Origin of the sequence: Methylocaldum sp. RMAD-M, assembly GCF_017832375.1 — a bacterium.
Lineage (GTDB): Bacteria > Pseudomonadota > Gammaproteobacteria > Methylococcales > Methylococcaceae > Methylocaldum.
In genome coordinates this window covers 199,413-224,646 of the sequence record NZ_JAFIBZ010000005.1, presented here as the reverse complement: position 1 = coordinate 224,646, position 25,234 = coordinate 199,413, and the positions used below count along the sequence as shown (strand labels likewise).

At 57.1% G+C, this 25,234-nt stretch carries 17 protein-coding genes; 7 read left to right on the top strand and 10 right to left on the bottom strand.

Translation table 11 applies throughout. The annotated features are described in order from the left end of the window. Nucleotides 1-73: 73 nt before the first annotated feature. Complete coding sequence (locus JOD69_RS07550; RefSeq protein WP_168183706.1) at nucleotides 74-1,960, top strand: alkaline phosphatase PhoX; 1,887 nt, start codon at nucleotides 74-76, stop codon at nucleotides 1,958-1,960. Nucleotides 1,961-2,137: 177 nt separating this feature from the next. Here the strand turns inward: JOD69_RS07550 and JOD69_RS07545 are convergent, their stop codons facing one another. The 5 genes from JOD69_RS07545 to JOD69_RS07525 form a co-directional block, all read right to left on the bottom strand. Continuing rightward, entirely contained in the window at nucleotides 2,138-2,521 is a 384-nt protein-coding gene (locus tag JOD69_RS07545; protein ID WP_086133049.1) for a hypothetical protein, read from the bottom strand. Between the two features lie 12 nt (nucleotides 2,522-2,533). Beyond that, complete coding sequence (locus tag JOD69_RS07540; RefSeq protein WP_086133048.1) at nucleotides 2,534-4,204, bottom strand: SulP family inorganic anion transporter; 1,671 nt, start codon at nucleotides 4,202-4,204, stop codon at nucleotides 2,534-2,536. A 480-nt stretch (nucleotides 4,205-4,684) separates the two neighbouring features. Continuing rightward, entirely contained in the window at nucleotides 4,685-6,079 is a 1,395-nt protein-coding gene (locus JOD69_RS07535; protein ID WP_077727874.1) for a sigma-54 dependent transcriptional regulator, read from the bottom strand. Between the two features lie 7 nt (nucleotides 6,080-6,086). Continuing rightward, nucleotides 6,087-7,532: an ATP-binding protein gene (locus JOD69_RS07530; RefSeq protein WP_240502349.1), complete on the bottom strand. Its 1,446-nt coding sequence runs from the start codon at nucleotides 7,530-7,532 to the stop codon at nucleotides 6,087-6,089. Nucleotides 7,533-7,648: 116 nt separating this feature from the next. Continuing rightward, a complete protein-coding gene (locus JOD69_RS07525; protein WP_077727872.1) occupies nucleotides 7,649-8,935 on the bottom strand; it encodes an oligosaccharide flippase family protein in 1,287 nt (428 codons plus the stop codon). Between the two features lie 345 nt (nucleotides 8,936-9,280). Between JOD69_RS07525 and JOD69_RS07520 the strand changes: the two genes are divergently transcribed. From JOD69_RS07520 to JOD69_RS07500, 5 genes are all read left to right on the top strand, one after another. Further along, on the top strand, nucleotides 9,281-9,631 hold the full coding sequence (locus tag JOD69_RS07520; protein WP_210023839.1) for a hypothetical protein: 351 nt from the start codon (nucleotides 9,281-9,283) through the stop codon (nucleotides 9,629-9,631). Nucleotides 9,632-9,927: 296 nt separating this feature from the next. After that, nucleotides 9,928-10,119, top strand: coding sequence for a YezD family protein (locus JOD69_RS07515; protein WP_077727870.1), 192 nt, complete (start codon nucleotides 9,928-9,930; stop codon nucleotides 10,117-10,119). 140 nt (nucleotides 10,120-10,259) lie between these two features. Beyond that, nucleotides 10,260-11,831 carry a porin gene (locus JOD69_RS07510; RefSeq protein ID WP_086134948.1) on the top strand — a complete coding sequence of 524 codons (1,572 nt, stop codon included), beginning with the start codon at nucleotides 10,260-10,262 and terminating at the stop codon, nucleotides 11,829-11,831. Between the two features lie 14 nt (nucleotides 11,832-11,845). Continuing rightward, the gene (locus JOD69_RS07505) at nucleotides 11,846-12,889 is read left to right on the top strand and encodes a sulfate ABC transporter substrate-binding protein (protein ID WP_086134949.1); all 1,044 of its coding nucleotides are present in this window, start codon (nucleotides 11,846-11,848) and stop codon (nucleotides 12,887-12,889) included. A 159-nt stretch (nucleotides 12,890-13,048) separates the two neighbouring features. Then, on the top strand, nucleotides 13,049-13,906 hold the full coding sequence (locus JOD69_RS07500) for an EAL domain-containing protein (RefSeq protein ID WP_086134950.1): 858 nt from the start codon (nucleotides 13,049-13,051) through the stop codon (nucleotides 13,904-13,906). Here JOD69_RS07500 and JOD69_RS07495 read toward each other — a convergent pair. From JOD69_RS07495 to JOD69_RS07475, 5 genes are all read right to left on the bottom strand, one after another. Beyond that, complete coding sequence (locus JOD69_RS07495) at nucleotides 13,820-14,755, bottom strand: hypothetical protein (RefSeq protein WP_077727866.1); 936 nt, start codon at nucleotides 14,753-14,755, stop codon at nucleotides 13,820-13,822. The two genes, JOD69_RS07500 and JOD69_RS07495, sit on opposite strands and share 87 nt — an antisense overlap. Nucleotides 14,756-14,834: 79 nt before the next feature. Further along, complete coding sequence (locus JOD69_RS07490; RefSeq protein WP_086134951.1) at nucleotides 14,835-15,572, bottom strand: hypothetical protein; 738 nt, start codon at nucleotides 15,570-15,572, stop codon at nucleotides 14,835-14,837. Between the two features lie 26 nt (nucleotides 15,573-15,598). Next, nucleotides 15,599-18,847, bottom strand: coding sequence for a tetratricopeptide repeat protein (locus JOD69_RS07485; protein WP_086134952.1), 3,249 nt, complete (start codon nucleotides 18,845-18,847; stop codon nucleotides 15,599-15,601). Nucleotides 18,848-19,585: 738 nt separating this feature from the next. Further along, nucleotides 19,586-21,523, bottom strand: a complete 1,938-nt coding sequence (locus tag JOD69_RS07480) for a polysaccharide deacetylase family protein (protein ID WP_168183866.1) — start codon at nucleotides 21,521-21,523, stop codon at nucleotides 19,586-19,588. Next, nucleotides 21,523-22,857, bottom strand: coding sequence for a glycosyltransferase (locus JOD69_RS07475; RefSeq protein ID WP_077727863.1), 1,335 nt, complete (start codon nucleotides 22,855-22,857; stop codon nucleotides 21,523-21,525). The genes JOD69_RS07480 and JOD69_RS07475 overlap by 1 nt, the downstream gene beginning before the upstream one ends. Before the next feature lie 1,539 nt (nucleotides 22,858-24,396). On the opposite strand from JOD69_RS07475, the gene cysT reads away from it, so the two are divergent. Continuing rightward, nucleotides 24,397-25,218 carry a sulfate ABC transporter permease subunit CysT gene (cysT, locus tag JOD69_RS07470; protein ID WP_086134954.1) on the top strand — a complete coding sequence of 274 codons (822 nt, stop codon included), beginning with the start codon at nucleotides 24,397-24,399 and terminating at the stop codon, nucleotides 25,216-25,218. The last annotated feature ends 16 nt before the right edge of the window (nucleotides 25,219-25,234 follow it).

Sequence of the window (25,234 nt, the reverse complement as noted above, 5' to 3'; positions counted from 1 at the left end):
CCTGTTCGGCGTATTGTCACAAGAATTTAACATTCGTCGACTAGGGTTAAATATTTTTCGAATAATGCCAAGAATGAACGCTTTCACCGTAGCCGTTTCGTCAGCGCTCTCGCTGCTGACTTTCGCCGGTTCGGCCGACGCCGCCCCAACCGTCAAATCGGTCGAATTCATCGGGATGCCTGCTCCCGTCACCGCCGACGAGAAAACGGACATTTACAGCAAAGCCCGGATGAAAGTGATTTACCGGAACGGCAAGAGCCGGACTTACGATCTGAGTTATCACGAACTGATGGGCACCGCCGATTCGATCGCCGGGCATACCGTGGGCGGCTTGTACGACTACCATGATCACCCGCTGGCCGACACCTACGGACAAATCGCCTCGGATTCGCCGGACGGCAACTCCCTGATGGCGATACCGGGCATGAAGGCCCAGGATCCTCTTCGAAACGAAGCCCTGGCCCTGGTCACCCAGTACGAATACAAGGAACTGCCGCCCGCCGGGCAATCGGGACGCTTTTGGAGCAAGCTGCCGGCGACCGCGAGCTTTGCCAAGCTCGATCAAAACAAATCCACCGGCGCCCTGACGGTTGCGGATTACCACAACATCAGCTTCGGCAGCGTGAACGGCCTTTGGATAGCCTGCGCCGCCTCGCTTTCGCCCTGGAACACGCATCTCGGCAGCGAAGAATACGAACCGGACGCCAAGGTTCGCGGCGGCGGCGCCAAGACCGAGGACAGCGACGACACCACAGACATCGACTCGTTCAGCCGGTATTACTTCGGCGATGCCGCACACGCCAATGCCTATCACTATGGTTTGGTGCCGGAGGTAAAGATCGACGCCAACGGAACCGCATCGGCCGTCAAGCACTACGTCCTGGGCCGGTTTTCGCGGGAATTGGCCGAAATAATGCCCGACCGGCGCACGGCTTACATGGGCGACGACGGCGTCAATACCGGGCTGTTCATGTTCATCGCCGACCACCCCGAGGATCTGTCGTCAGGCACGCTTTACGCCGCCAAATGGAAACAAACCACGGCGTCGAAAGGAGGAGCGGCGAAGCTGACCTGGATCAAGCTGGGCTCGGCCGCGGATGCCGAAATCAGGGCCCTGGTCGATAACGGCATCAAGTTCGCCGACATATTCGACGCCAGCAATACCGACCCCCATGAGCATGGCTACAAGAAAGTCACCACCTACACCGGCACCGAATGGCTGCGGCTCAAGCCCCATATGGAAAAAGCCGCGGCTTTTCTGGAAACCCGCCGTTACGCGGCCTATCTCGGAGCCACGACCGAATTCTCCAAAATGGAAGGCGTCGCCCACGATCCGAGCGGACGCAAGGCGTATGTCGCCATCTCGCGTATCGAAAAAGGCATGGCCGACGGCACCGGCGATATTCGCCTGCCTCAAAACGACGGCGGGGCGGTTTACGAGCTCAAGCTGACCGACGGCCATGAAGCCGGAATCGATAGCCGCTTCGTGGCGTCCGCCATGAGATCCGTACCGGAACTCCTGGGCGGGTGGCTGGGCAAGAATGACAACGGCGAAGACAGAAAGGATGCCGAAGGCAACCGCTGCGAGCAGGACAAGGTTTGCGGACCGGACAATCTCAAGTTTTCGCCCGCGAGCCGCACGCTTTTTATCGGCGAAGACACCAGCCGCCGCAACAATAACTACGTCTGGGCCTACAACGTAGATAATCGCCGCTTGACGCGCATCCTTTCCACGCCGATGGGCGCGGAAGCGGCCGGTTTACAGATCGTGGAAAATGCCCACGGCTTCTCCTACATCATGAGCAATTTCCAGCACGCCGGCGAGGAAGTGAATAAAAACTACATGGGGCACGACAAGGATCTCGTGATCGCGAAGCTGAACGAGAAGTGGCACGCCCTGCATCGCGCGGTGATCGGTTACATCGGCACTCGCAAAGGCGCATTGCCCGCGTTGAAATAAGAGACGCAATCGGAGCGTTTTTCCGGTCGGTGCGGCAGTGTGTCGGCAATCCTTTGCCGACACACTGGGTCGACGAGGGCTTTGTCGGCAAAGGATTGCCGACCCACGCATTTCCCAATCCGCACCGCTAAACCGCGGGGAAAAACTCTAGGGCGGGCGCTTACGAGCATCGGAGCCTCAAACAGCGGAAGTTCGATGACTTCGCTGACCGGGATCGGCTCCGGTCATGAACGATTCGCACCCTTTGATCCAGGTCTTTTCACGCAATCGCTCCAAACGGCTCACCAGTTCGTGAACCAGACACGGATACGGGTGAACGTAATGCCGGGGCACCAGCCAGGTTTCCGGGAGTTCGCGCTCCGCAAGCCGGAAAAATTCGTCGCAGAACGCCAAACTGGCATCGGTAAGCCCGGTGAAATCCAATTCGATCCTGCGTTGAGGACAGCGGCGCAGCGCCGCGATGATGCGTTCGGCCTGGTATTCGGTTTCCAGCGCCTTGGTAAGAGGCTCGGCGAACCGGACCAACGGAATCGATAGCGGAGCGAGGGGTATGGCGGTCATTTCGTTCCCGGATCAGCTGCTCTTGACGATCTTGAAGACGATCCGGCGCCCCATGGGCCGCCGCCTTCGCCGTGCGGCCAAGGGATGGTCGGCGTAGGGTTCGTGGTTTTCGAGACCGGCAAGATGGCATTCGCCGCCGTGGTCGCGATAGTCGTGGCGGAAATGGTCGAGGAATTCCATCACCGTATGGTCGATGAGGTAAGCGTCCGCCAGATCGAAGATCACTGTCTGACCGGCGGGCAATTCCGCCGCCACGCGCTTGAGCGCCAGAAAATTGGAAAATATCGCCGACCCGCCGATTCGGACGTGATAGGTGCCGGGCGATGTTTGCTTCAACGCATAATCGAGCCTGGCCAGGTGCTTGAGTTCCACGCCGCGAAAGATGTGGATCATCAGCTTGGCGGCAATGCCGATTGCAACCCCCACCAATAGATCGGTCGTCAGAATGCCCACAATCGTGACGCAGAAGAGCGCCAACTGTTCCTTGCCGATGTCCATGGTCTTGGCGAACTGGCGGGGCGAAGCCAGGCGAAAGCCGGTGTACACCAGAAGCGCCGCCAAAGACGCCAGCGGAATCTCATGGATGACATGGGGAAAAAACACCACGAAGAGGCCCAGCAGGAGGCCGTGAAAAAAGTTGGCCCAGCCGGTCTTCGCCCCGTTGTTGATATTCGCCGACGAACGGACGATCTCGGCGATCATCGGGAGCCCGCCGATCAGTCCGGATAGCAGGTTCCCCACGCCTACCGCGGTCAAATCCCGGTTCAGGTCCGAACGGCGCTTGTAAGGATCGAGCTTGTCAACGGCCGTGGCGCTCAGGAGCGATTCGAGGCTTCCGATCAGGCCGATCGACATCACGGCTCCCCAGAACTCGACCGTCGCGATCTTCGAAAAGTCCGGAAAGTAAAAGCTCGCCAGAACGTCTTCCGGAATCGAGACCAGGAACCTCGGCCCTATCGTGTACTCGTGGTGCGGCAGGAACAGGAAGACATGTTCGTGCTCCAGGTCGAAATACCGGCCCAGGGCCATGCCGACGACGATGACGATCAGGGGGGCCGGGATCATCCTGAGATACGGATTTCTGACCCACGACCAGATTATCAAAATAACCAGCCCCAGCAATCCGATCAGGGCGATTTCAGGGTTGGCGGCCATCACGCTGCGCGGAATCCCGGCGATCGCGGAGAGTATTTCGCCGTCTTCCGGTTTCACTCCGAGCATCACGTGGATTTGCTTGGCCATAATGATGATCCCGATGGCGGCCAGCATGCCGTGCACTACCGCGGCCGGGAAATAGGCGTTGAGCTTCCCGGCTTTCAAGAGGCCCATGAGAATTTGCAGAACGCTGGCCATCACAATGGCGGCGAGAGTGTAGCGGTAACCCGCCATGGCATCGCCTTGGCCCAAGGATTGGACCGCCGAGAGGATCACTACGATGAGTCCGGCGGCGGGACCGTTGACGGTGACGTGAGAGCCGTTGATCCTGGACACCACAACCCCGCCGATCACGGCACTGATGATCCCCGCCATGGGCGGAAATCCGGAGGCCATGGCGATGCCGAGGCACAGAGGCAAAGCGATGAGAAACACCAAAAAGCCGGATACGAGATCCGATCGCCAATGGTCTCTAAGCCCCGGCAGACCGGTTCGGGGCACCCGGCGCAAAGCTTGGATCGAAACCATAGTCGCACTCACAAAACTGCATTAACCGAGTCCGGTGAAGCGACTTCCATGCCAGATGCAGAAAAATTCTATCTTATTGATTTTTCATATAAATGACTTATTTGGCGAGGTATTTGAGTGTGGACTGGTTCAAGACCACCCGCTTAGGCGGTGTATTTGAACCGCATCCGGGTCACCGAATGAACTTCTCCCAGTCGTTCGGGGCGAGAGTTTTCATCATGCTTGTGCGGACACGGCAACGGGCGGGATGAAAACCATTCCGCCCGCCCTCTTTTGCACAGGGGAATCGAGAGGGATTCAAGACGCTTGCCGAAAGCCGGCACTACGTCGGCTCCCTCACCGTACAATCGAACTTAGAGTGCTCCGGCAAACCGGCCAGCAGAAACCGGAAACGGAACGAAAACCAGTCAAAAATGCGATGTCCTGTACCGGCACTGGGACGCGTTAGCCTCGTGCCGGTGCTGAAAGCCGATAGCCGGATCAGCTCGATTCTTTCAACCCGTACTTCCGGATGCGATAGCGCAGCGTTTCGCGGGTCGTGCCGAGGGCGCGGGCGGCGGCGGTGACGTTGCCGTCGTGGCGCTCCAGGGTGGTTCGGATGATGTAGCAATCCATATCGTCCAACGCCATGCTCCCGTCGAGCGGAATGAACAATCCGTCCGCGCTCGCGGCATCGATGCCCGGCATTCCTTTTTCGCCGTGCCGGCGCAGCTGCAACCATTCGACCGGCAACAGCGGCCCCTCGGCGAACAGCACGCAACGCTCGATGACGTTCCGCAATTCCCGTACATTGCCGGGCCAGTCGTGCGCCCGCAATTCCGCCCAGGCCGCTTCCGGAACCACCTTGACGTGCTTGCCGGCCTTGGCGTTGAACTCGGCCACGAAAAGCTCCACCAAATCTTCCAAGTCCTCCTTGATGTCCCTGAGGGGCGGCAGGGTGAGCTTGAACACGCTCAAGCGATGGTAAAGATCGCCGCGGAATTCGCCGCGCTTGACCATGTCCTCCAGATCCCTATGGCTTGCCGCGAGGATTTGCACATCGACCGAGATTTCCTTCTCCGAGCCCAGCCGGCGGATTTTCCGGTCCTCGATCGCCTTGAGGAGTTTGGACTGAAGATCCGGAGCCATCTCTCCAATCTCGTCGAGGAACAAGGTGCCGCCTTCGGCCTGTTCGATCAATCCCCGGTGCCGTGACAGGGCGCCCGTGAATGCGCCGGCCTCATGCCCGAACAGTTCGGATTCCAGGAGCTCGCGCGGCAGCGCCGCGCAATTGAGCTCGATCAACGGGTTTTCCGCCCGTTTCCCGCCATAATGCAGGATGCGGGCCGCGAGGCCCTTGCCGGTGCCGGTTTCGCCGCCGATGATCAAGGCGCTGAAAGGCACTTGGGTCAAGCGCGTCAACATCTCGCGCACCCGCTGCGCCGCTCGGCTCTTGCCGACATAGGCCTCCGGCGAATAACGGCGATAGCGCTGGCGGACTTGCTGAGCCAGGCGCTTTTGGGCTTGGGCGCTGCGGGCGGCGGCGGCGATCACCAAGTCGAGCCGCGACATCTCGCACGGTTTTTCGAGGAAGTCGTACGCACCCAGGCGCAAAGCCCGCACCGAATCCGGCACGCTCCCGTACCCGGTGAGCAGCAGCCATTCGGTATTGGCGATCTGCCCTTGAAGCGATTCCATGAAATCCAGAGCGTTGCCGTCCGGCAGATTCATGTCGGACAGGATCAAGATCGGCTCGAATCCCTGTTCCAGCAGCAACTCCTTCGCATCCTTGAGGTCTTTGGCCCATTCCACTTCCCAACCCGCCTTGCGATAGTGGCGCGTCAGTTCGGAACCGAACAAGGCCTCGTCTTCGATGATCAGCAAGGTATTCAGCACGGCAAACTCAGACCCATTGACAAGGAAGCGTTAAACTCACCCGAGCTCCACGGGGCTCGACATTCGAAATATCCAGCTGCCCGCCCAGATCGCGCGTGAACCGCTGAACCATGGCCAGCCCGAGGCCGGTACCGCCGGGCCGCCCGGTTGCGAAAGGACGAATGCCGGTTTGCAGGATCTCCTCGGGAAACCCAGGCCCATCGTCGGTCACCGTGAGGAGAACGTGGTCATCTCCTCGACAGGCACAAATTTCTATCGTTCCGTTTTGATCTCCGATAGCCTGCGCCGAGTTCAGAATCAGATTGAGCAAGGTCTGGCGCAGACGGCATCCCGGCAGCCGGCAGACCAAATCGTTCGATGCGCTCCAATCGAGCCTGATGTTGGGCTGGATCTGATAACGGGTCAGTGTCACCAATTCGCGGATCAACACGCCGACGTCGCATTCGGCAACGGGCGCCGGGGTATGTCGGCCATTATCGAGCAGTTCGTTGAGGAGCCGTCCCATCCGCTTCAGCTCGGCGATGATCAAATCGACCCTCTCCGCCTGTTCGGTATCGTCGATCTCGTTGCGGAGATTGACGCAGGTCATCTGGATGCCGGCGAGAGGGTTGCGCAATTCGTGGGCGATACCGGCCGCCAGCTCGCCGACCGCCGCCAATCGTTCGGTACGGGACAGACTGGCCTGTTGCTCCAGCAAGGCCCGCGTGGCCGCGCGCACCTCCGCTTCGAGGGATTCCGCGTGGTGGCGCTTGACTTCCTCCAGCTCGGCCAGACGCTTGACCATATCGTTATAGCTATTGAACACCGGCAGCAAGAGCGGGTCGATCCGCGCGGTTTCGATCGGCGTGAAATCTTCGTGGGCGAGGCGCAGCAGCAGTTCCTTGAGATTGTTCAGCGGCGCCAGGATTTGGCGGCGGAAGAACACTCCCCCGAACAGCAGAATGGCCGCCAGTACTCCGAATACCAGCGAGATTTCGGTACGGGTCGCCTGGCCGATCTCCTCCACCAATCTTTCCCGCTCCAGTGTCTCTTGGTCCAGCATGGCGCTGGTTATTTTGAGTGCGCGCAGCAAGAGCGCTTCCTGGCTCTCCGGAGGCAAGCGCTCCCGGCTGATTTCGACGATCAGTCTGCTGACTTCGGTCAGTTTGTTCGGCGTATCGGCCGCGACGTGATAATCATGCCGCGCCAGTTCCGCAAGCCGGGTGGAAAGCTCGGAAAGCTGTTGCGCATGCAAGCGGCGGTTTGACCCGGTCGTAAAGTACCCCGTCAGCGCGTCCTGCAACTTGAATGCGACCTCCTGAATATGATGGGCGTAGCCGACGTAGGCGCGCACGGTTTCAAACCGCTCCAGGTTGCGCCAAATCATGCCGCCGAGGAGGACGAGCACCAACAGCAAAAGGCCGAGCAGCGCCCAGCCCCTTACTTGGGCATAGCGATAGGAAAATGGTTTCACGGTCTGATTCTCAAAGGCGCGAAGATACCCATGCTCTGATTCTGTCCCCCGGCCCATGATTCGGCGGCAGCCGGTCGTTCAGGCTGCGTATTCTAGCCCAGAGAGCGAGGCTCGCTTCAAAAAGCGATCTGTCCGCCAACGGCATTCAAGTGTCGACGCGTCTGATAACGCAAGAGGACAAACAGAAAGCACATCGACAAGGAGTAGCCGTAAGCCGCGCCCACCGCGCCGAATCGCTCGGACAGATAAAAACCGAGCACCAGATTGATGACTACCGCATAACTGGTGGAAACGAATACGCTGCGGCTCTGCTTCATAAACTGTAGGTAATAGGGCGAATCCGAGAAAATGGCGTTGACCGAGGCACCCACCGCAAGCACGCACAGCGCTTCGTAGCCATGGCTGAAATTGGGGCCGAACCAGTCGAGAATGGTTTGTCCGAGCACCACGACGACGGTCAGAAAAGCGATCGCCAGCCCGCCCACCACCATTAGCCTGTGCCGCATCAAACGCCGCAAGGACAAGCCGTCCGCGCGCTCCATGAACATCGACGTCAGCGGCAGATAAAACCGGTTCGCCGTATTGGCCAGAAGCACGATGAAGGTGCCGGTCTGCGCGGCGACGGCATAGGTGCCCACGATCGCGTCGGACGGATAGAGCAGTTCCAAAACGATCACTCCCGATCCGGCCATCACGCTCAACATCCAACTGTTCAGCAACAGCGGCACCGCCCGCCGCACCCATTTGGCCCTCAAAAAGTCGGGCCGAGCCCGCCACGTATCTTCCGGCATCGTGAGCCGGGCCAACTGGTGTATCGCACTCAGGGTCCATAGCCAGGCCAAGCCATAACCGCAGGCGACGCCGACCGCCGTCATCGGCAAATCGAATAGAAAAATCAGGTAGACGAAAAAAAGAAAGCTGGTCGGCAAAAGCAAGCGGTAGATCATGACCGCCTCGATTTGCCTGCCGTTCGCCGTAACCACCTCGACCAGAAACAAGGCGGGGGCGATGGCGGGCAAGAACAGGACGAGAATGACCAGGGCGATGGGAGAATTCGCTCCCGAGGCGATGCCGAGCATCAACCCAATGAAGGCGAGGAGTAGGCTGAAAAGTACGATCGTACGCAGGGAGAAGGTCCAAAACCCCAAGCTGCGCGTCCAATCTCCTCTCTCCCGATAAACCGGAATGCAGCGCAATGCGTACTTGTCGAGTCCGAGCGTGGCCACGGTGGACAAAATGGTGATGGCGGACAGCGCTACGCTGAAATCGTCGAAATCCCGAACCGAAAGGTTGCGCGCCAGCGTGATATTGATCACGTAAAACAGCAGATAATTCACCAACGCAAGAACGCACAAGATCAGAGAGCCGGAATAATCAGCGCGCGATAAGGACTGAGTCAGCATGAATGCGAGTGTGGGTTATCGTGGAGTTCCGGCCAATCCGTTCGAGCCGATTTTGTTCTTGGTCATCGATGTGGATGTTTTGCTTGTTTTATGACCGACTGATGAAATTCGGCAATCGACTGCCCTAAAAGAGCCGCCTTGGCGCATGGTCTCCAGGTTTCTATTATGCCAGTATCGGCTCGATAATTATTCGACATTCGACAAAATCATCGGGGCCTTCCCAGGTTTTCCCTAAAAGAACTTTTTCAAACATTCGTCAAAATCGAATCGCGCCGTTTCGGCGCCGTCTAAGTCAGGAAGACGTGATGAAACGACGCCGACATCCCCGAAAAACGGAGCATGATCATGAAACAGACAGGAAAAGCCCTGGCGATTATCCTGGGCTTGTGCGTCTTGAATCCACTCCTTCCGGCGGAAGAAAAACCGGCTCGACCACAGGCGGGTTCGCCTGAAATCCAGGGAGGAGAACAACAGATAAAACGTCTGAAAGAGCGGCAAGAGTATCTATTGAAAATGCACGACCTGATGCACCAGATTCGAGATGCCAAGACTGACGAGGAGCGGGAGCGTCTCAAATTGGAGCACCTCAAACTCCTCCAGATTCGGACGTCCCCGCACGATCCGGATATGATGCAGGAACATATCCAAAAACTTATGGAACAAGGTACCGAGATGAAGGAGCGATCAAACAAATAATCAAAACCTCGCGGCCGATCTATTCGCCGGAAACGTTCGGCTCTTTGTTCCGTCTGCTTGCCTCATTTCCTCACATGCCTGCCTCGACTGCCGCCGCACAGCTTGGATTTTATTATTATCATTAGTTATAAGTTTTATATTTTTTATTCTTTTTCGTTTTAACCTTCGCTGTTAACATGCCTCCAACGACGATTCGGAAGCATGGCCTTGTCCCTCACAAAGCACACGGAATCAAGGCGCCCGAACGCGGAACCGTAGGATAAAGACTAAACAGGAAAATAGCCAAGGCTTGCGCTATGACGCTCAACAACCGTTTGCCTTATCAAGCTTCACAAACATCGCTGACAACCCAAAAGATCCTGGAAGCCTTGCAGGGGCTACGTTTTGGCTCGGTCGAGATCATCGTGCATGACGGACGCATCGTCCAGATCGAACGCAAGGAAAAGCTTCGCCTCAATCTCGCCTGTCCCGCCGCGTCCGCGGACTAAGACAGCGATCAGCAGTACACATTCTTTTTTCCATTATCGAAATCAGCCCACCGGTTCACCGGAGGTTCAACAAGAAAAATACGACTCGGCACGCTGACCGGATCACCGGAACTGCCTGAATGTGATAAGGGGTCACGATCATGCAAAACCGATGGTCTTTACTGTGGGCGGCGGGGGTGGGCAGCGCCTGGCTGGGGTTCGCACCCGAAGCTTCGGCCATTACTGCCGAACAGCGTTTCGAAAAGCTGGAACGCCACATCCTGGAACTCGAAAGACGACTCGAAGCCTCAGAGGCGGAAAACCAGAAGCTGCGTTCGAAGAAGCCCGCATCCACATCAACGGCATCCGAGCCGGACGTGAAAGCGCTCGATCAAAAGGTGAAAATTTTGGAACGCAAACTGGAAGTCGAACACGAGGTCACCGAAGCCAACGCCAAGAAAACGCCGCGGGTAGAAGCCGGTTCCGCCGGTTTCAGAATCACCTCGCCGGATGGGGACCACCAACTCAGGTTACGCGGCTACGTCCAGGCCGACGGCAATATCTTCATGGACGATTCCTCGGGCGATGCCATCGCGGACAAGTTCACCATCCGCCGAGCACGCTTGAACTTCGACGGCACCTTGTTCAAATACGCCGACTTCCGCATTGCGCCTGACTTCGGCGGAGGTCAATCCCGGCTCTTCGACGCCTACCTGGATCTCCATTACTTGCCTTTCGCCAGTCTCAACGTAGGCAAACAAAAAGCGCCGATCAGCTTGGAGCGTTTGCAGTCGGCCACCGCATTGACCTTCGCCGAACGCGCTTACCCCACGCAATTGGCACCGAACCGTGACGTCGGCGTTCTGCTGCACGGCGAATTCGCCAAACCCGGCTACACCACCCAGTATGGCGGTCCGCACAATTTCAACGACTTCATCACCTATCAGTTGGGCGTATTCAATGGCGCTCGCGACAATGGATTCATCGACACCGATTTGAATGACGATTTCGAGTTTCAAGGACGGGTGTTCGCCCATCCCTTCCAGCACAGCGGCATCGGACCTTTGGAAGGACTCGGTCTCGGCGTTGCCGGCAGTTGGGGACACCCGCGCAACGAAACAAGCATCCCCGGACTTACCAGCCCCGGACAGCAAAGAATCCTGAGGTATAGCGAAGCCAACAGCACGGCCACGGCCACCTCGGTAAACGGCTATCACTATCGGGTCTACCCGCAGCTGTACTGGTATTGGGGACCGTTCGGACTGCTCAGCGAATATGCCATCTCATCTCAGGAACTCCGCCGATCCACAATCACCGGCCCTACCATCAATGCGAAGACGAGGCAGGACAATACCGCTTGGCAGGTGGCGCTCTCCTATGTCCTGACCGGCGAGGACAGCAGCTTCAACGGCGTAAAGCCCCGCCATGCGTTTAATCCGTTCAACGGCCAATGGGGCGCGTGGCAAGTCGCGGGACGTTGGAGCGAGCTGGATGTTGATGACGATACCTTTCGCGATTTCGATCCGCGTGCGACCAGCACGCTCTTTTTCGCCAACCCGGCCCAATCCGTCAGCAAGGCGACCTCCTGGGCGCTGGGCTTGAACTGGTATTTGAACAATAACGTAAAAGTCATGGCCGATTACGAGCAGACCCATTTCGACGGCGGCGCAGCCGGCAACGGCGACCGGCCCACCGAAAAGATCTTTTTCACCCGATTCCAGTTCTCTTATTAAAAGGAGCCAGCCTCATGACACTCAAAAATTTAAGAAACACCTTGAACACCGCTCTGCTCGGCATAGCCTTGGCCGCTTCGTCCACCACCGAAGCCGCCGCCGTCAGCCTGCTTAATGTCTCCTACGACCCCACCCGTGAGTTTTACGAAGAATACAACGCGGCCTTCGCCAAGTACTGGCGCGAGAAGACCGGGGACACGGTTACCGTCAAACAATCCCACGGCGGCGGCGGCAAGCAGGCTCGCGCGGTAATCGACGGGCTGGACGCGGACGTGGTGACGCTGGCCCTGGCTTACGACGTCGACCAGTTGTATCAAAAAGCCAAGCTGATTCCGGAAAACTGGCAGTCGCGTCTGCCCAATAACAGCGCCCCCTATACCTCCACCATGGTGTTCCTGGTGCGCGAGGGAAATCCCAAGGGCATCAAGGACTGGGACGACCTCGCCAAGCCCGGCGTTTCGGTGGTCACGCCCAATCCGAAAACATCGGGCGGCGCCCGCTGGATCTATCTCGCCGCCTGGGGCTACGGACTGAAAAAGCACGGAAACGAGGCAGCCGCCAAGGACCTGGTGCAGAAGATCTACAAGAATGCGGCGGTATTGGACACGGGAGCGCGCGGCTCGACCGTTACGTTCGCCGAGCGGGAAATCGGCGACGTACTGGTCACCTGGGAAAACGAAGCCCATTTGATACTCAAGGAATACAGCCGATCCAGCAGCACGGAACACGGCAGACAGAAGTTCGAGATCGTCACGCCGTCCCTCAGCATTCTGGCCGAACCGCCGGTTACGGTGGTGGATAAGGTGGCCAAGCGCCACGGCACGGAAGAGCTCGCAACAGCCTATCTGGAATATCTCTACAGCAAGGAGGGCCAGGATCTCGCCGCAAAGCATTTCTATCGGCCCGGCGATCCGGAGATCCTGGCCAAATACGGCAATCAATTCAAAAAGATCGAACTGTTCAGGATCTCCGACGTTTTCGGCGACTGGAACAAAGCCCAAAAGACACATTTCTCGGACGGTGGCGTGTTCGATCAGATTTACGGCTCAGGACGCTAAGCGTTTTCCGGTTTGCCTGAGTAGGTCGGCAATCCCTTGCCGACAACAGCGTCGGGAAAGGATTCCAGACCTACTTGCCGACCGCGGGAGCCCTAAACCCGCTGGCAGACCGGGACCGTCTGCCGCCTCTGTGGTTACTTTATGCAAAGGAGCTTTCCCATGCCTCTGCGACAACTCGTGGAATATTTCAATCAGCGCTTCGCCGAAGAGCAAGGACTTAACAGTCCGCCGCTCCGGCTTAAAGGCACGCGGGTCGAAGGATATCTCGGGGATCTGCATGTCGGCAGTATTCTCCAGCCGGTGCGGCTTGCCGAATCGCCGTCGCTGGTAATCGGCCACGACGCATCCTCGTTCGTGCCGGACGAGACGAATGGTTCGAATCGGCCGCTTCACGGCCCGGCCGCGGATGAAGCTCTCAACATCGTGAACCTCGACCGTCTGACCCGCACGGTTCACATGCTCAACTACCTGCCGGTCGCCCACCAGGACGGACACCTGTTCCTGCACGTGCACCCGCGCCATGTCCTCGCCGTGAAACGGGACCATGGCGCTTATTTCGAAGAGATCATCCGACGCTGCGGCCTCTCGACCCGCCGCGTGGTCATCACGCTGCAAGTCAGCCCGATCTACGACCGCCATCTGATTCTGTTGCTCGAAAGGCTGAGAAACTACCGCGACCGCGGCTACTCGACCGCGATCAAATTCGACGACCGCGCAGGCGAAAGCTTCCTCGAACGGTATTGCATCGAATTCCTCTACCGCTTCACGCCAGATTTCGTGCGGTTCGACACCCGATTTTTCCCGAAATTGGCCCGCGATGCCGAGAATTACCGACGGCGCTCTTCCCTGCTGTCGGCTGTTCGCCGCCTTGATACGCAGTTATTGATCGAGGGCGTCAACAGCGAGGCCGATGCCGATGTGGCGAAGCTGCTACAGGCCGATTTGGTCAAAGGAAGCTACTACGAACGGAATGCCGTTCGGGGGGTGGAGCGGAGCCTCGCCGATTGCACGGAATAGCGTCGTGCTCTCGTTGCGGTGGACGGCGTCGGCCATATCCTGTTTCTCGATCGCCTCGTAATGATCGAATCGGATATCCATGAAATCGGTACGGATGCCTGCATAACCCTCGTTCAGAAGCGGAGCGACCGGGGAGCCCGTATCTTCGACCTCGAGCACCTTGGTCCAGTCGGCCCCGAGTAGAGGATCATTCAGATAAAGCGCAATGATGACATTGCCGGCAGCATTGTCCGATATAACCGTTCTCAAACCAATCCATTGGTTGGTAGGAATAAGATTGGGTTTAGAAACGCGGTCATATCCCCCCTGATAGATCCCTACGGTTTTCAGCGTATAGTATTTCCCGTTGAGCTTTTTCTTGATTACCGCATAACCATCGACACGTATTCCGGCGTAATACAGATTATCGCCGTTCTGATATCGATGAAAAAACAATACTCCATTGGATTCGTTCCGATTCGGACTACCCGACGCATTGATCCGCTCGATATTGAAATAGACTTGTTGAGTAAAATTCTTGAATTTCGATCGTGTGACTAGGCGGAATATATTTTGTGGCCGATACCCATCATCGGTATCGACCGGATTGGTCGTGGCATACAGCAACCGCCACTGATCATCGTCGGCAAGCTTTCCCTGCACGGTCATTCCTATTCCGCCTGACCGGTAGAAATAGGCCCCGGAGTTCAGCCACCAATCGTTGTCGTTACTGTCGCTCATGTCGGCCGTCTCATAAAGCACGACATCGCTATCGAATCCGTCCGAAAATCCCGAGGCCGAAGGTGCAGCAATCATCCCGACCGCGGCAACGAACATGGTTAAAGGTTTGAACAAGCTCACTGCGTCCATGTCTGATTGATCCTATTCCTAGTCAATTGTCCCTTGAAGCCGATAAAAATCCTTCAGATACAGCCCGTCGGAATGAGTGTCAAAACTCGATCAAGGCGCCGGCGATGGCAGCAAAGTTAGAATAGGTCGCAGCCTCGTACCTCGAAGCCGTTACATACAAACTAAAGTTGTCGGCCACGTTCCATTTGACACTGCCACCCGCACTCAGCTGAAAACTAAAATCGGTGCCGGCTTCTTTGCCAACACCCGGAGCCACGGTGACCTCTGCGGAGACGGCATCGCCGAGCCGGGTTCTTAAGCTGAAAGGCGCCATCAATCCGAAATAGTTGTCCGGTGTCCAGAACAAGTCGCTCATTTTACGCGTATCGTCGAAGGTGAACTGTGCGCCTATGCTAAAGTCCGGATCTTTCCAAAACCTGTTTTCGATAAGAACTTCAGTCCGGTTACGCTCGTTGTTATCGCTATAAGAGAAGAAATAATGGTTGGCCGCTAAGCTGAGCGTATCCAAGGCCCTGAGCTTGAATCCGCCTACGGCCCTGAAAAACGAGATATGGTTGGCTATGGCACCCGCCGTGTTGACATAGCTGTGATCGGCTCCGATCGAGAAATCGACGTTATCGCCTATGCCGGTATTGAAATGAATCGAGCCCAACGGATAGGTCGGAGAGGAGTCTGGGGAACCGGCGGGAGACGATCGGCTCGAGAAACCGGCAGCCCCCGCCGAAAATGCGATCGCCGAACGCGGCCCCAGCTCGTTCAGCTCATACCGCAGTTTGCCCTCGAATTGGTGGCCTACCGCCTGAAAGTCCGTTTCCACCGGCGCTCCGCCCGTTCCTGACGGCCTCAAATCGACGGTCTGATCGAAATACCGTAATTCACGGATGGCGCAATGCTGAAGTACGACCGATCCGAGTTGTCTTCAAAATACAGTCCCTCGATTTGCATAATGGGTCTGAGACGGCGGTCTAGCTCGGCTAGCTCGTAGCGAATCACCGGGTCATTCGGACGAAGAACCGCCGCCTTCTCCAAACGCTCGCGAGCACCCGCATGATCTCCGCTCCACCGAAGCACTTTTCCCGTCCTGACGAGCAGTTCCGCATCGTCCATCGCCCCTTCCCGCCCTAACCGATCGAAGATCTCCATGGCTTGCGAATATCGGCCCGCACTGGCGTAAAGCAACGCCAACTCATTGGAGGTCGATGCGATAGGATCGATGGCCTTCAAGCGCGCAACAAGATCGTTTCCGGTGTACTCGCGCGGAACTTCAAACCGTGGGAGATAGAATCGAGGAGAATTCCTGGTCAGGAGATAGTCATTCTCCACGTGAAAGGCCATCCGAAAATATTTTTCCGGAAGCTGCCGGTTGAGCTTGAAAGCGGCAGGCTCATTGGACAGCGATTTATGTCCTTGGTCGCTGTAGGGAAACGAAAAGGCGATAATCTTCGAACCCGGCACTTCCCGACTCAGAACATCCCGGCAGTCGCGATAATCCGCTTCGATCCGAGCGGCGTACTCCTCATAGGTTTCCAGTCGGCCCTCCCCGTCCAGCCACATTCGGTTGACCAGAAACCTTCCCAAATGGCCGTCCTTATCGACGGGCACATAGTGCTGTCCTTCGGTACTGTGACATTGCATATCCCAACGTCCCGTCGCAAAGTAGCGCCTGATTTCCGGCCAGGCGACGGTATAGGCGCCGCGGGTGGCAACATCCGCCACCGGCACGAACATCGTTGCCTTGAATCCGGTCTCCGCGAGAACCGGATCCGCATTCCGAAAACTGTCCGAGCGAGCATCATCGAAGGTGATGAGTATCGGTTTAGGGGGCAGATTCACATCTTTTTTCTCGAGAAAATCGAGAAGCTGATCCATGGTGATGGATTGATAACCTTCTTTCTTGAGCGCGATCAGCTGGTCTCGGAATTGCCTCAGCGGCACCGTATCCTCTCGATTCGAGCCGGTGATACCGTGATAGAGAAGAACCGGAATGCTCGGCGATTCGGTGTTTTCATAAAATGCGTTCAGCGCCTCCAACGCGCGGCCCTGTTCGCCGCTATAAAACGTCAACTTGGCCAGATTCTGCTGTAGCGTGACTTTGCCCGGATATAGCGGTTCCATCACTTCAAGCATATCGCGCGCGGCAGAAAAATCGCCCAGCCCCCAATACGCATTGACCAGCTGTTGGAGCGTACGGCCAGAATTCGGATACTTCGCATGAAGCTGTTCGGCGAGCTCGACGGCCTCGGCGATCTGTCCCCGCAAACGTTTTGCCTCTATGAGCTCTATCGGCCCTCCGCTCTTGATCGGATCCAGTGCCACCGCATGCTCGAATTCCTGAAGCGCCACCGCGTAATGAATGGCAGAAGCCTCCTGCTTACCCTCTTTGTCGAGGCGCCCAGCCAGTTCAAGATGCAGATTTCCGAGCCGGATCAACCGGTCCGGAGATGGCGCGACGGCGGTCAGCCGCGTAAGCCAGCGAACGCCAGCCTCGGTGTCTCCGGAGTAGACGGCATCATCTGCAATCAGGCCTAAGGCATTTACATTGTCCGGTTCTTGCTCGAGGACCTGCTTGGCGAGCCGTACCGCGTCCTCATGACGCCCTGCCCAAACCAGAAGCCGAGCAAGCCTGATTGTCCATTTACTGTCTTCCGGATGCTTGGCAACGAGGAATCTCCACTCCGACTCCGCCCGCTCCCAATTACCGAGCGCGGTATAGTGCTCGGCGAGCCTCGCGCGGGCGACATCCTTCTCGGGATGGGCTGCCAAATAGCGTTTCAGGACTTCGACGGCTTCATCGTACCGATGCTCATTCCAATACGCGTGGGCAAGACCCAATGTCGCCAGATAATCGTCGGGCGAAGCCTGCAGACTCTGTTTCAGATAGGCAATCGACTCCTCATTTCTCCCGAGATCGGCCAATAGGGTGCCTAGGCGGCGCAAATGCTCGGGGGCGTGATCAAGTTCCACCAGCGATCGTAAAATGGCCTCCGCCTCCTTCCGATTTCCGGTAGAGGTCAAGTTCTCGACGAGAGCCAGTTTGGCTTCCACATTCTCGGGCGAGCGATCCAGGATGGACCTGATCTCTCGCTCGGCCGAAGCATAATCCTTCTGCGCCGAGAAAATCCTTGCTCTGCCGAGGTGCGCCGCTTCGTCCCCCGGTGCTTTTTGCACCACCTGCGCGTAATAATCGAGCGCCTGAGACAAAAGCTGGTCCTGCTCGCTAGCCCGGCCGAACGCCAAAAGAGTCGGTACGTCGCCCGGAAAATCCTTCAAAAGACCGCGCCAAATCTCATAGGCCCGCTGATGCTGTCCGAGCCGCCTAAGCTTTGAGCCCAACTGACGCCAACCCGCGACCAAATCATCGTCACGCTGAATCTGAAGACATTTTCTGTAATATTCGGCCGCTTCCTCATATCGGCCGAGCTCGGCCAGGGTGTGGCCAAGACGCCGCTGGTTTGCCGGCACCGGTTCCGCCTTTACCAAGGGTCTCAAGATCTCCTCGGCGTCTTTGTACCGCTGCTGGCCTATCAAGGCATCGGCAAGAAGCGAGCTCACTGCGGCATCCGCAGGAGCACGCTTCATCACGGCCCGAATCTCCCGCTCGGCAGGCTTATACGCTCGCTGGGCCAAAAAAATCCGCGCCCTTCCGAGATGAGCCTGTTCCTCTTCCGGATCGTTTTTCATTACCCGCGAATAATAATCAAGCGCCCGGTCCCAATGGCGATCCTGCTCACAGGCCTTGCCCAAAGCCAACAGAATCGACACATCGTCGGGAAAGGCCGCGAAAAGATCCGTCCAGATTTTATAAGCACGCGTCTTCTCGCCCAGCGCCCAATAGCTCCAAGCGAGCCCCCGCCAAGCCGCCACCGAGCCTTTATCGATCGCGATCGCCCGCTCGTACTCGCGGCGAGCGTCTTCATACTTCTTCTCGGAATAGAACGCATCGGCATGGTTCAAAACCGTGTCGGCGGATTCGGAAGTCGACTCCTCTGCCGTGACTGCGGCCGCGAATACGAGGGCGATCAGGCTGAGCAATACACGTTCGAAGATGAGGCTTGCGGCCGACGGGCCGAAGAAATGACAGTTCCCTAACATCACACGCTGACTCTTCTTAGTTTGAATTCGTATCGAGCAACGGAGCCGGATTCACCGCGCGGATACAGCAAGCATCACACAGCGATGAAAAGCCAACGGCAATCCGGCCGTTGTCATTCGCTTGCGCATCCGCGACGGCTAGCCGCCGCGGATGCGCAAGCGCAGAGATGGACTTCACTGAATCCCGAGCGCTGAAGTCATACAAGATCGCCGGGGGGATCGTCGCCGGACGCTGGCAATCGATGCATGAGGCGCCGCCCGGCAAGAGTCCCCGGAAACCGGACGCGCAGCGGCAGGGGGCGTGCGCTGAGGCAGCACATTGCGTGCCCGCCCGGAGAATAAGAATGGTAATGATGAGACGCCGCGAGAGGCATCGCGGGCGAGGAGTATGGCGGCTGCGATAGGCGGCAGCCCCGCCAGCGGTAGATCGAGAATCGACAGTACTTTCCTTTTCCTCCTTGGCCTGCCTACTGCTCCAACCGAAGTCTTCCCCACAGTCATCGTCCTTAAGATCGACAAGCTTTTCATTATTTGACCTCCTCTTCTTGGATAGCCGACACCGCTACCCTCATCCACTCGTACCGACAGCCCGTGTCCAGCCGACTGCCTATCCGATTATAGCCATACTTTACCGCTGGCTGTCCAATACGATGAATCCGATGATTTGTTTCATCTGCTTGCCAAGATCTGTGCCATTGGAAATTTTCTGCGCCACGTTTCCCGTGGCTCCGACTGCCGTCACGGCACAGAAGCCACGGTATATTCATCTTCAGAGACTATGTTGCCCCCATCCTTCACCAGCACCAAGTCGTCGCGGCTGAGAGAGAATACGTCCTGCCCTATGTCGCCAACCATGGTGACGGCCAAGATCTTGCCCTTCGCCGCCATGCGCGCGTCGAGATTGGCGAGAAAGTCTTTCGATTGCCGATCCCCGGCGGTGGAGCGTTTCGTGATGATGTTCAGGCCGTCGAATGCTGGGTCTGCCGCCCAATTCAATGCCTGCTCGGCCAGCGCGACGGTCTCGGATGACCGAATGTTGTCCTCAAGGATCAAGGCCGGCAAAAACTTGAGCCGATGATGGCGGGCGAAGATCTCCACGGCAAGGTCGCGATTCTCTACCTCTTTATGCGTGCCCCCGCTCGCCCAGGTGAAATACTTTGGGCTGAGCATGTAAAGATCATCGACTTCGCGGCGAAGCTTTGTCCAGGCGGCTGCCCCGGGTATCGCGGCCACGATCCCGTATTTTTGCGGCAACGGTTCTGCCTTTACCCAGTTCAGGCGCACGGATGCGCTGCCCGCGCCCGCCGGATCCTCATCGCTTTCGTTCCAGACCGCGAGCGTTAAGGGACCGTAATCGGATCCCGCAGGCATCTCGGCCGGCCGCTTTAACAGCGGACGTCCGTTTACCGATGCGACCACTCGGGAATCAACGACTCGCAACGCTAAGGTGATAGTCCCTGAAAGCACTTCCCGACTCGCGAGTTGATTGAAGCTACCGTCCTTATTGCGTGCCTGGAGCAGAGCCAGCCCCTCGGAAACGCCCAGCCGGACGAACGGCTCGCCTTGTCGTTGCCGCAAGGAAATCCAAAATTGACCTTGCGGTTGTCCCTCGAGTTGCACTTCCACGCCGGCATTTTGCCAATGCTCCGTGCCGCCGAGCATGACCAGCGTCCCCTGCTCTCCCTCCTTGCTGGCCACCCGGAGCGCGCCATCCTCGATGGCGATTTCGCCCCTGTCCACCACCCAGTCCGGGGCAGAACGAGCGGCTTGAAAGTGATCGATGAAAGGCTTCCGGCGCGGTGCATGGGCTTCGAGCCGAGCGAGCAGATCCGCTTCGCTCCACTCCTTCGACACCCGAATTCGTCTGAGACCGGACCAGGGGTCATCCCGGTAGTTGGCTCCCCAAAGACCGGTAACAAAACCCACGGAAAGAGACGCCGCTTTCAAGGTCTGGGGCCAGATGTCGGCTTCGCCGCTCTGATCCGCGTTCCAGGCACGCGAACAATCCGCGGCGATAATGGGCTGTCCGAGCCTCTGCTCCAGTACCTTGCGCTCTCGGGCGTATCTCTGCGCCAGAACTTCGGTCGATGTAAAGCCTCCAACACCGGAATCCTGACAGCCGGATACGCCCACTTCCCAGCGACCGCTCTTGACCAGCTGTTTGAGTCTGTGCCAAGAAACCATGTGGATATTGGCCTGATCCAGCAAGCTCGGATTGACGAATACGACTCCCGTCATGCCCACGGACGCGAACACCTCGTCCGCGGTCTCCAGGGTTTCCCTGTACGCTTCGTCGAATGTCAGCAACAGAGGTTTTTCCGGCAGCGCAGCCTCGTCATCAAGCTGCCACCGGCGCACTTGTGCGAGCCGCACCGTGGAATAACCGGCCTTTTTCAAAGCTGTCATATCAGCCCGGAATGACTCCGTCGGAATCGCGGAGTCGCGCGAGGAGCTGATCTTGCCGAACACCAGCGCGACGAACGCTTCTCTCTCCTGTCCAGCCATAATCGGGGCCGGCGGGGGTGAGGACGACGCGCTAGACATGTATTCCACACCTTGCAGAATCGCTGTCACCGTGACGGCCAAGGCTATCCACCAAAACAGATTGCGCCAATGTCCGACCGGGTGCGCGCTGCTGGGAAACTCGCTTACGACAACTGTTTGCTTCGTGGCCATCACCGCGTCCCCCATCCGTTGTTTCGCTGAGTGGCAATCGCATACGGCATCTGCCAAACCAAGAAGATCATGTAATAAATCGTAAAATAAAGGCCATAAATCCAGTTTCTATCGGATTTCCAGAAAAGGTAATAAGCCGAAAACATAAGCCCTATCATTACCGTGCCGAGAAAGTACACCATCGGCGATATGAAATCGTTATTGGCGATCGGCAGCCATAGACACATACGAAGTATCAGGATGGGAGCCACTATCGGGAACAGCAATTGGGCATAAAAAGCGACGGCTGCAAGCGGAGGTTTTTTCCACATAAAAGTCGCGGCGATTAAACTTTCTCGGAACCACGACTTTTTCCAGCGCAGCTGCTGTTTGAGAAATTTCCGATGCTTTTCGGGGACGATAGTCGTAGCAATCGCTTCTCCCGAGTAAATCACGCGATATTTGCGCAGCAGCATATTGGTCAAGCTGCGGTCATCTCCGAAGGTAGCGCGAACGCCGAGAAAATGCTGGTTGAGCCAGCGATCGAGAACCTCCATCACACAACTACGGCGGTAAGCGGAGAAACAACCGGGACAGCAGGTAACGGCGCCGAATATACTCTCAGCGGCCTTGATAACTCGGAATGCCACATAGTAGCGTGCCTGTTGCATCCGGGTGAGGCCATTTTCTGCGACGTTTGCGACCTCGGTATGTCCGGCTACCGCGGCGACCGTGGGATCGGCAAAGCCCTGGACGATTTTTTTTATCCCATCTCGCCGGACAAAACTGTCCGAGTCCACATAAACCAGGATTTCCCCGCTCGATACGCGGGCTCCGGCCGCCATCGCCTCGCGTTTCCCTTTATTGCGATCGAAGGACACCAGCGTGAGTTGCGGCCAGCGTTCTTGAGCGCGACTGACTTCCCTCAATGTACCGTCGGTCGATCCATCGTCGACGACAATCACTTCGAAATTCTCGGGCGGATAATCGACGGAATAACAGCATTCGACAGTTCGGTAAATCGCTTCTTCTTCGTTGAAAGCGGTAATGATGATACTGACTGTAGGCGCTATACCGACATCCTTCGGCGGTTTATAAAAAACGGAAAGCACGAAGCGCGAAATAATAAATACTCCAACCGTAATCGAGTAGGCATTCACGAACGGCTGGTACCAGTAATAGGTAAAATTGCTCCAGCGTACCCCCAATACGACCGCCATGCATAACGCTATCAATGCTATTGCGATCAGACGAATGAATGTGCGGTTAAATCCCGTAGATTCAGGATTAGTCGGGTGCTGAATATTCTGGTCGGGCAAACTTTCTAAAGACAGGAAATATTCCGTTGTTGACATTCGTTTTCTCCTTAAAACAGCTATTGACCGGCAGCAATAGCGGAATGTCGAAAGCCTCGATGTGGTGGGCCGAGGCCGATCAAAACCCGATCGGGAAATCGAGACAGCTTTTCAATAAGCTTGATTGAAACCTGGCGACGCTCGCGCTATTGAGGACCACCAGACTAGCCCGCATTTCTCACACCCTTTCGTCGCGAGGGCGTCGAGACGCCGCTGTGGCGCGCCGCACGGACTGAGCGACGGCGAAGGCGTAGCTGACACTACGTCGAGCCAGCGAGAGGGGCGAGGCGGAGAAGCCCATCCTCCGGTGAAGGATGGGCCCGCTGAGCGGGCGGCCAAGGAAGGCTGCCCTGGACTTTGTGCGCAGCCGGATGGCGTAGCGCAAAGACGGCGTGTCACAGTAAGTGGAAGGGTCGCGACTAAAGCGACCGTTTGCGATTGGGCGGCGTCCGCAGTAGGAAGGGTCGCTTCGGCGCTCCCGATGCGACCGTTTGCGATTGGAAGGGGCCGACTAAAGGCCCGTTTGCGATTGGAAGGGGTGTGAGAAATGCGGGCTAGTACTTTTCCTGCAATCGTTTTCATACGACATCATCCTTATCCTTGTCGGTATGTAGGCGTGAAGACAGCAAATGCCGATTATTTCGCCCGGCCGCGTCCTTGAGATCCGCGAGTCTCGCTCGACGAATGCCCCTCGCCGGGACGCAATCCTAATAAAAGATGAACGGCCGGATTGCGCACAAAGCGCCTTTTCCAGACGCTGCCACAGTTCAGTCAATTTTTGTGCCAGACATTCATCTATTTGTTCTTCAATACACTTTCTAGGTAACACGGAAATTGGCGCCGTAAAGTCCCTGAAACATCCGGATCCTTCGATGTTTCGTAGAAACCTGATATGCAGTTAGCTTTGAAAGCTCAGCCTTGCCAAAAACCTGACCTGATCTTTCGTAAAAGTTTGATTTTTCTTAATTTCGTGATAGCAAATGCGCTACCGGCGACCGGCCCATGACTTGTAAAATTTTCTGACACCGGGGCGGCGGAACCCTTGCTTTTTTTTATGATGCTTTGAAGACTCAGATCAATGCGCAAGCGGTGGCTCTTCCACCGCCGGTTCGCCTGTCACGAGAACATGCCCATAGGATCGTGCCGGTGGTGGAAGCAAACCAAGCCCGGACGGATCTACCGTCGGCACGAGGACCAGGCACCTGTGCCTGCGGTGACGAATCGCTCTCACCCGCTCGGTAGCGTGTCCCACACAACCGGCGGGCGAGATCATCGCGCTGCCAAGAATCTCTCATACGACCCATGCGGCTGCGTTGAGCCAAAACTGCTTCCGAAATTTCTGCGGCAAGGTGACACTCCAATTGCCGTGCGATCAGATAGCCAAGCCAGGTCGATTTCATTGAGTGACCTTGGCCGGTTGTACCTGCCCAATAATGACTTCTGGTTATAATAACAAGCATTTTTATTATTTTTGAGAATAACCGTGCGCTGTTATCGTACAAGCAAACAACCTCACACCTGATGGGAGCTCTCTTGGCGATGCTGAAAAAACATGGAGTATTGCCCGGTTTTTCGATAACCCTGGGATTCACGTTGACATACTTGAGTCTCATCGTGCTGGTGCCCCTCTCGGCAACGGTTCTGAAGAGCGCCACGCTGGGTTGGGACGGATTCTGGACAGTGATTACCGCCCCGCGGGTTTTGGCCTCTTACAAGCTGACTTTCGGGGCCGCGCTGGCCGGTGCCTGCATCAATGCCGTATTCGGGCTGCTGGTGGCCTGGGTTCTGGTCCGCTACGACTTCTTCGGCAAAAAGCTCGTGGACGCCTTCGTCGACTTGCCGTTTGCCTTGCCGACCGCCGTGGCCGGCATTGCGCTGGCGACACTTTATTCGAGCAAGGGCTGGATCGGCCAGATCTTTACTCCCTTGGGGATCAAGATCGCGTACACGCCGCTGGGCGTGATTCTCGCGTTGACCTTCATCGGCCTGCCCTTTGTCGTCCGCACGGTTCAGCCGATCCTGGAGGATTTCGAGACCGAATTGGAGGAAGCCGCGGCCAGCCTCGGCGCCAATCGCTGGCAGACCTTTCAAAAGGTTATCCTGCCGACGCTGCTGCCGGCGCTCCTGACCGGATTTGCCCTGGCCTTCGCCCGCGCCGTCGGCGAATACGGTTCGGTCATTTTCGTCGCCGGCAATATTCCTATGGTTTCGGAAATCACGCCGCTCCTCATCATCACCAAGCTGGAACAGTACGACTACGCCGGCGCCACGGCCTTGGCCGTGTCCATGCTGATCGTATCGTTCGGCCTGCTGCTGGCCATCAACGGGCTCCAGCGCTGGAGCCAACTGCGCCGCGCTTAACATTTGCAAGGAATAC

Coding starts and splice junctions, on each gene's coding strand:
- JOD69_RS07550 (WP_168183706.1), top strand. CDS start 74: ATGAACGCTTTCACCGTAGCCGTTTCGTCAGCGCTCTCGCTGCTGACT.
- JOD69_RS07545 (WP_086133049.1), bottom strand. CDS start 2,521: ATGACCGCCATACCCCTCGCTCCGCTATCGATTCCGTTGGTCCGGTTC.
- JOD69_RS07540 (WP_086133048.1), bottom strand. CDS start 4,204: ATGGTTTCGATCCAAGCTTTGCGCCGGGTGCCCCGAACCGGTCTGCCG.
- JOD69_RS07525 (WP_077727872.1), bottom strand. CDS start 8,935: ATGCTGACTCAGTCCTTATCGCGCGCTGATTATTCCGGCTCTCTGATC.
- JOD69_RS07520 (WP_210023839.1), top strand. CDS start 9,281: ATGAAACAGACAGGAAAAGCCCTGGCGATTATCCTGGGCTTGTGCGTC.
- JOD69_RS07515 (WP_077727870.1), top strand. CDS start 9,928: ATGACGCTCAACAACCGTTTGCCTTATCAAGCTTCACAAACATCGCTG.
- JOD69_RS07510 (WP_086134948.1), top strand. CDS start 10,260: ATGCAAAACCGATGGTCTTTACTGTGGGCGGCGGGGGTGGGCAGCGCC.
- JOD69_RS07505 (WP_086134949.1), top strand. CDS start 11,846: ATGACACTCAAAAATTTAAGAAACACCTTGAACACCGCTCTGCTCGGC.
- JOD69_RS07500 (WP_086134950.1), top strand. CDS start 13,049: ATGCCTCTGCGACAACTCGTGGAATATTTCAATCAGCGCTTCGCCGAA.
- JOD69_RS07495 (WP_077727866.1), bottom strand. CDS start 14,755: ATGGACGCAGTGAGCTTGTTCAAACCTTTAACCATGTTCGTTGCCGCG.
- JOD69_RS07485 (WP_086134952.1), bottom strand. CDS start 18,847: ATGTTAGGGAACTGTCATTTCTTCGGCCCGTCGGCCGCAAGCCTCATC.
- JOD69_RS07480 (WP_168183866.1), bottom strand. CDS start 21,523: ATGGCCACGAAGCAAACAGTTGTCGTAAGCGAGTTTCCCAGCAGCGCG.
- JOD69_RS07475 (WP_077727863.1), bottom strand. CDS start 22,857: ATGTCAACAACGGAATATTTCCTGTCTTTAGAAAGTTTGCCCGACCAG.
- cysT (WP_086134954.1), top strand. CDS start 24,397: ATGCTGAAAAAACATGGAGTATTGCCCGGTTTTTCGATAACCCTGGGA.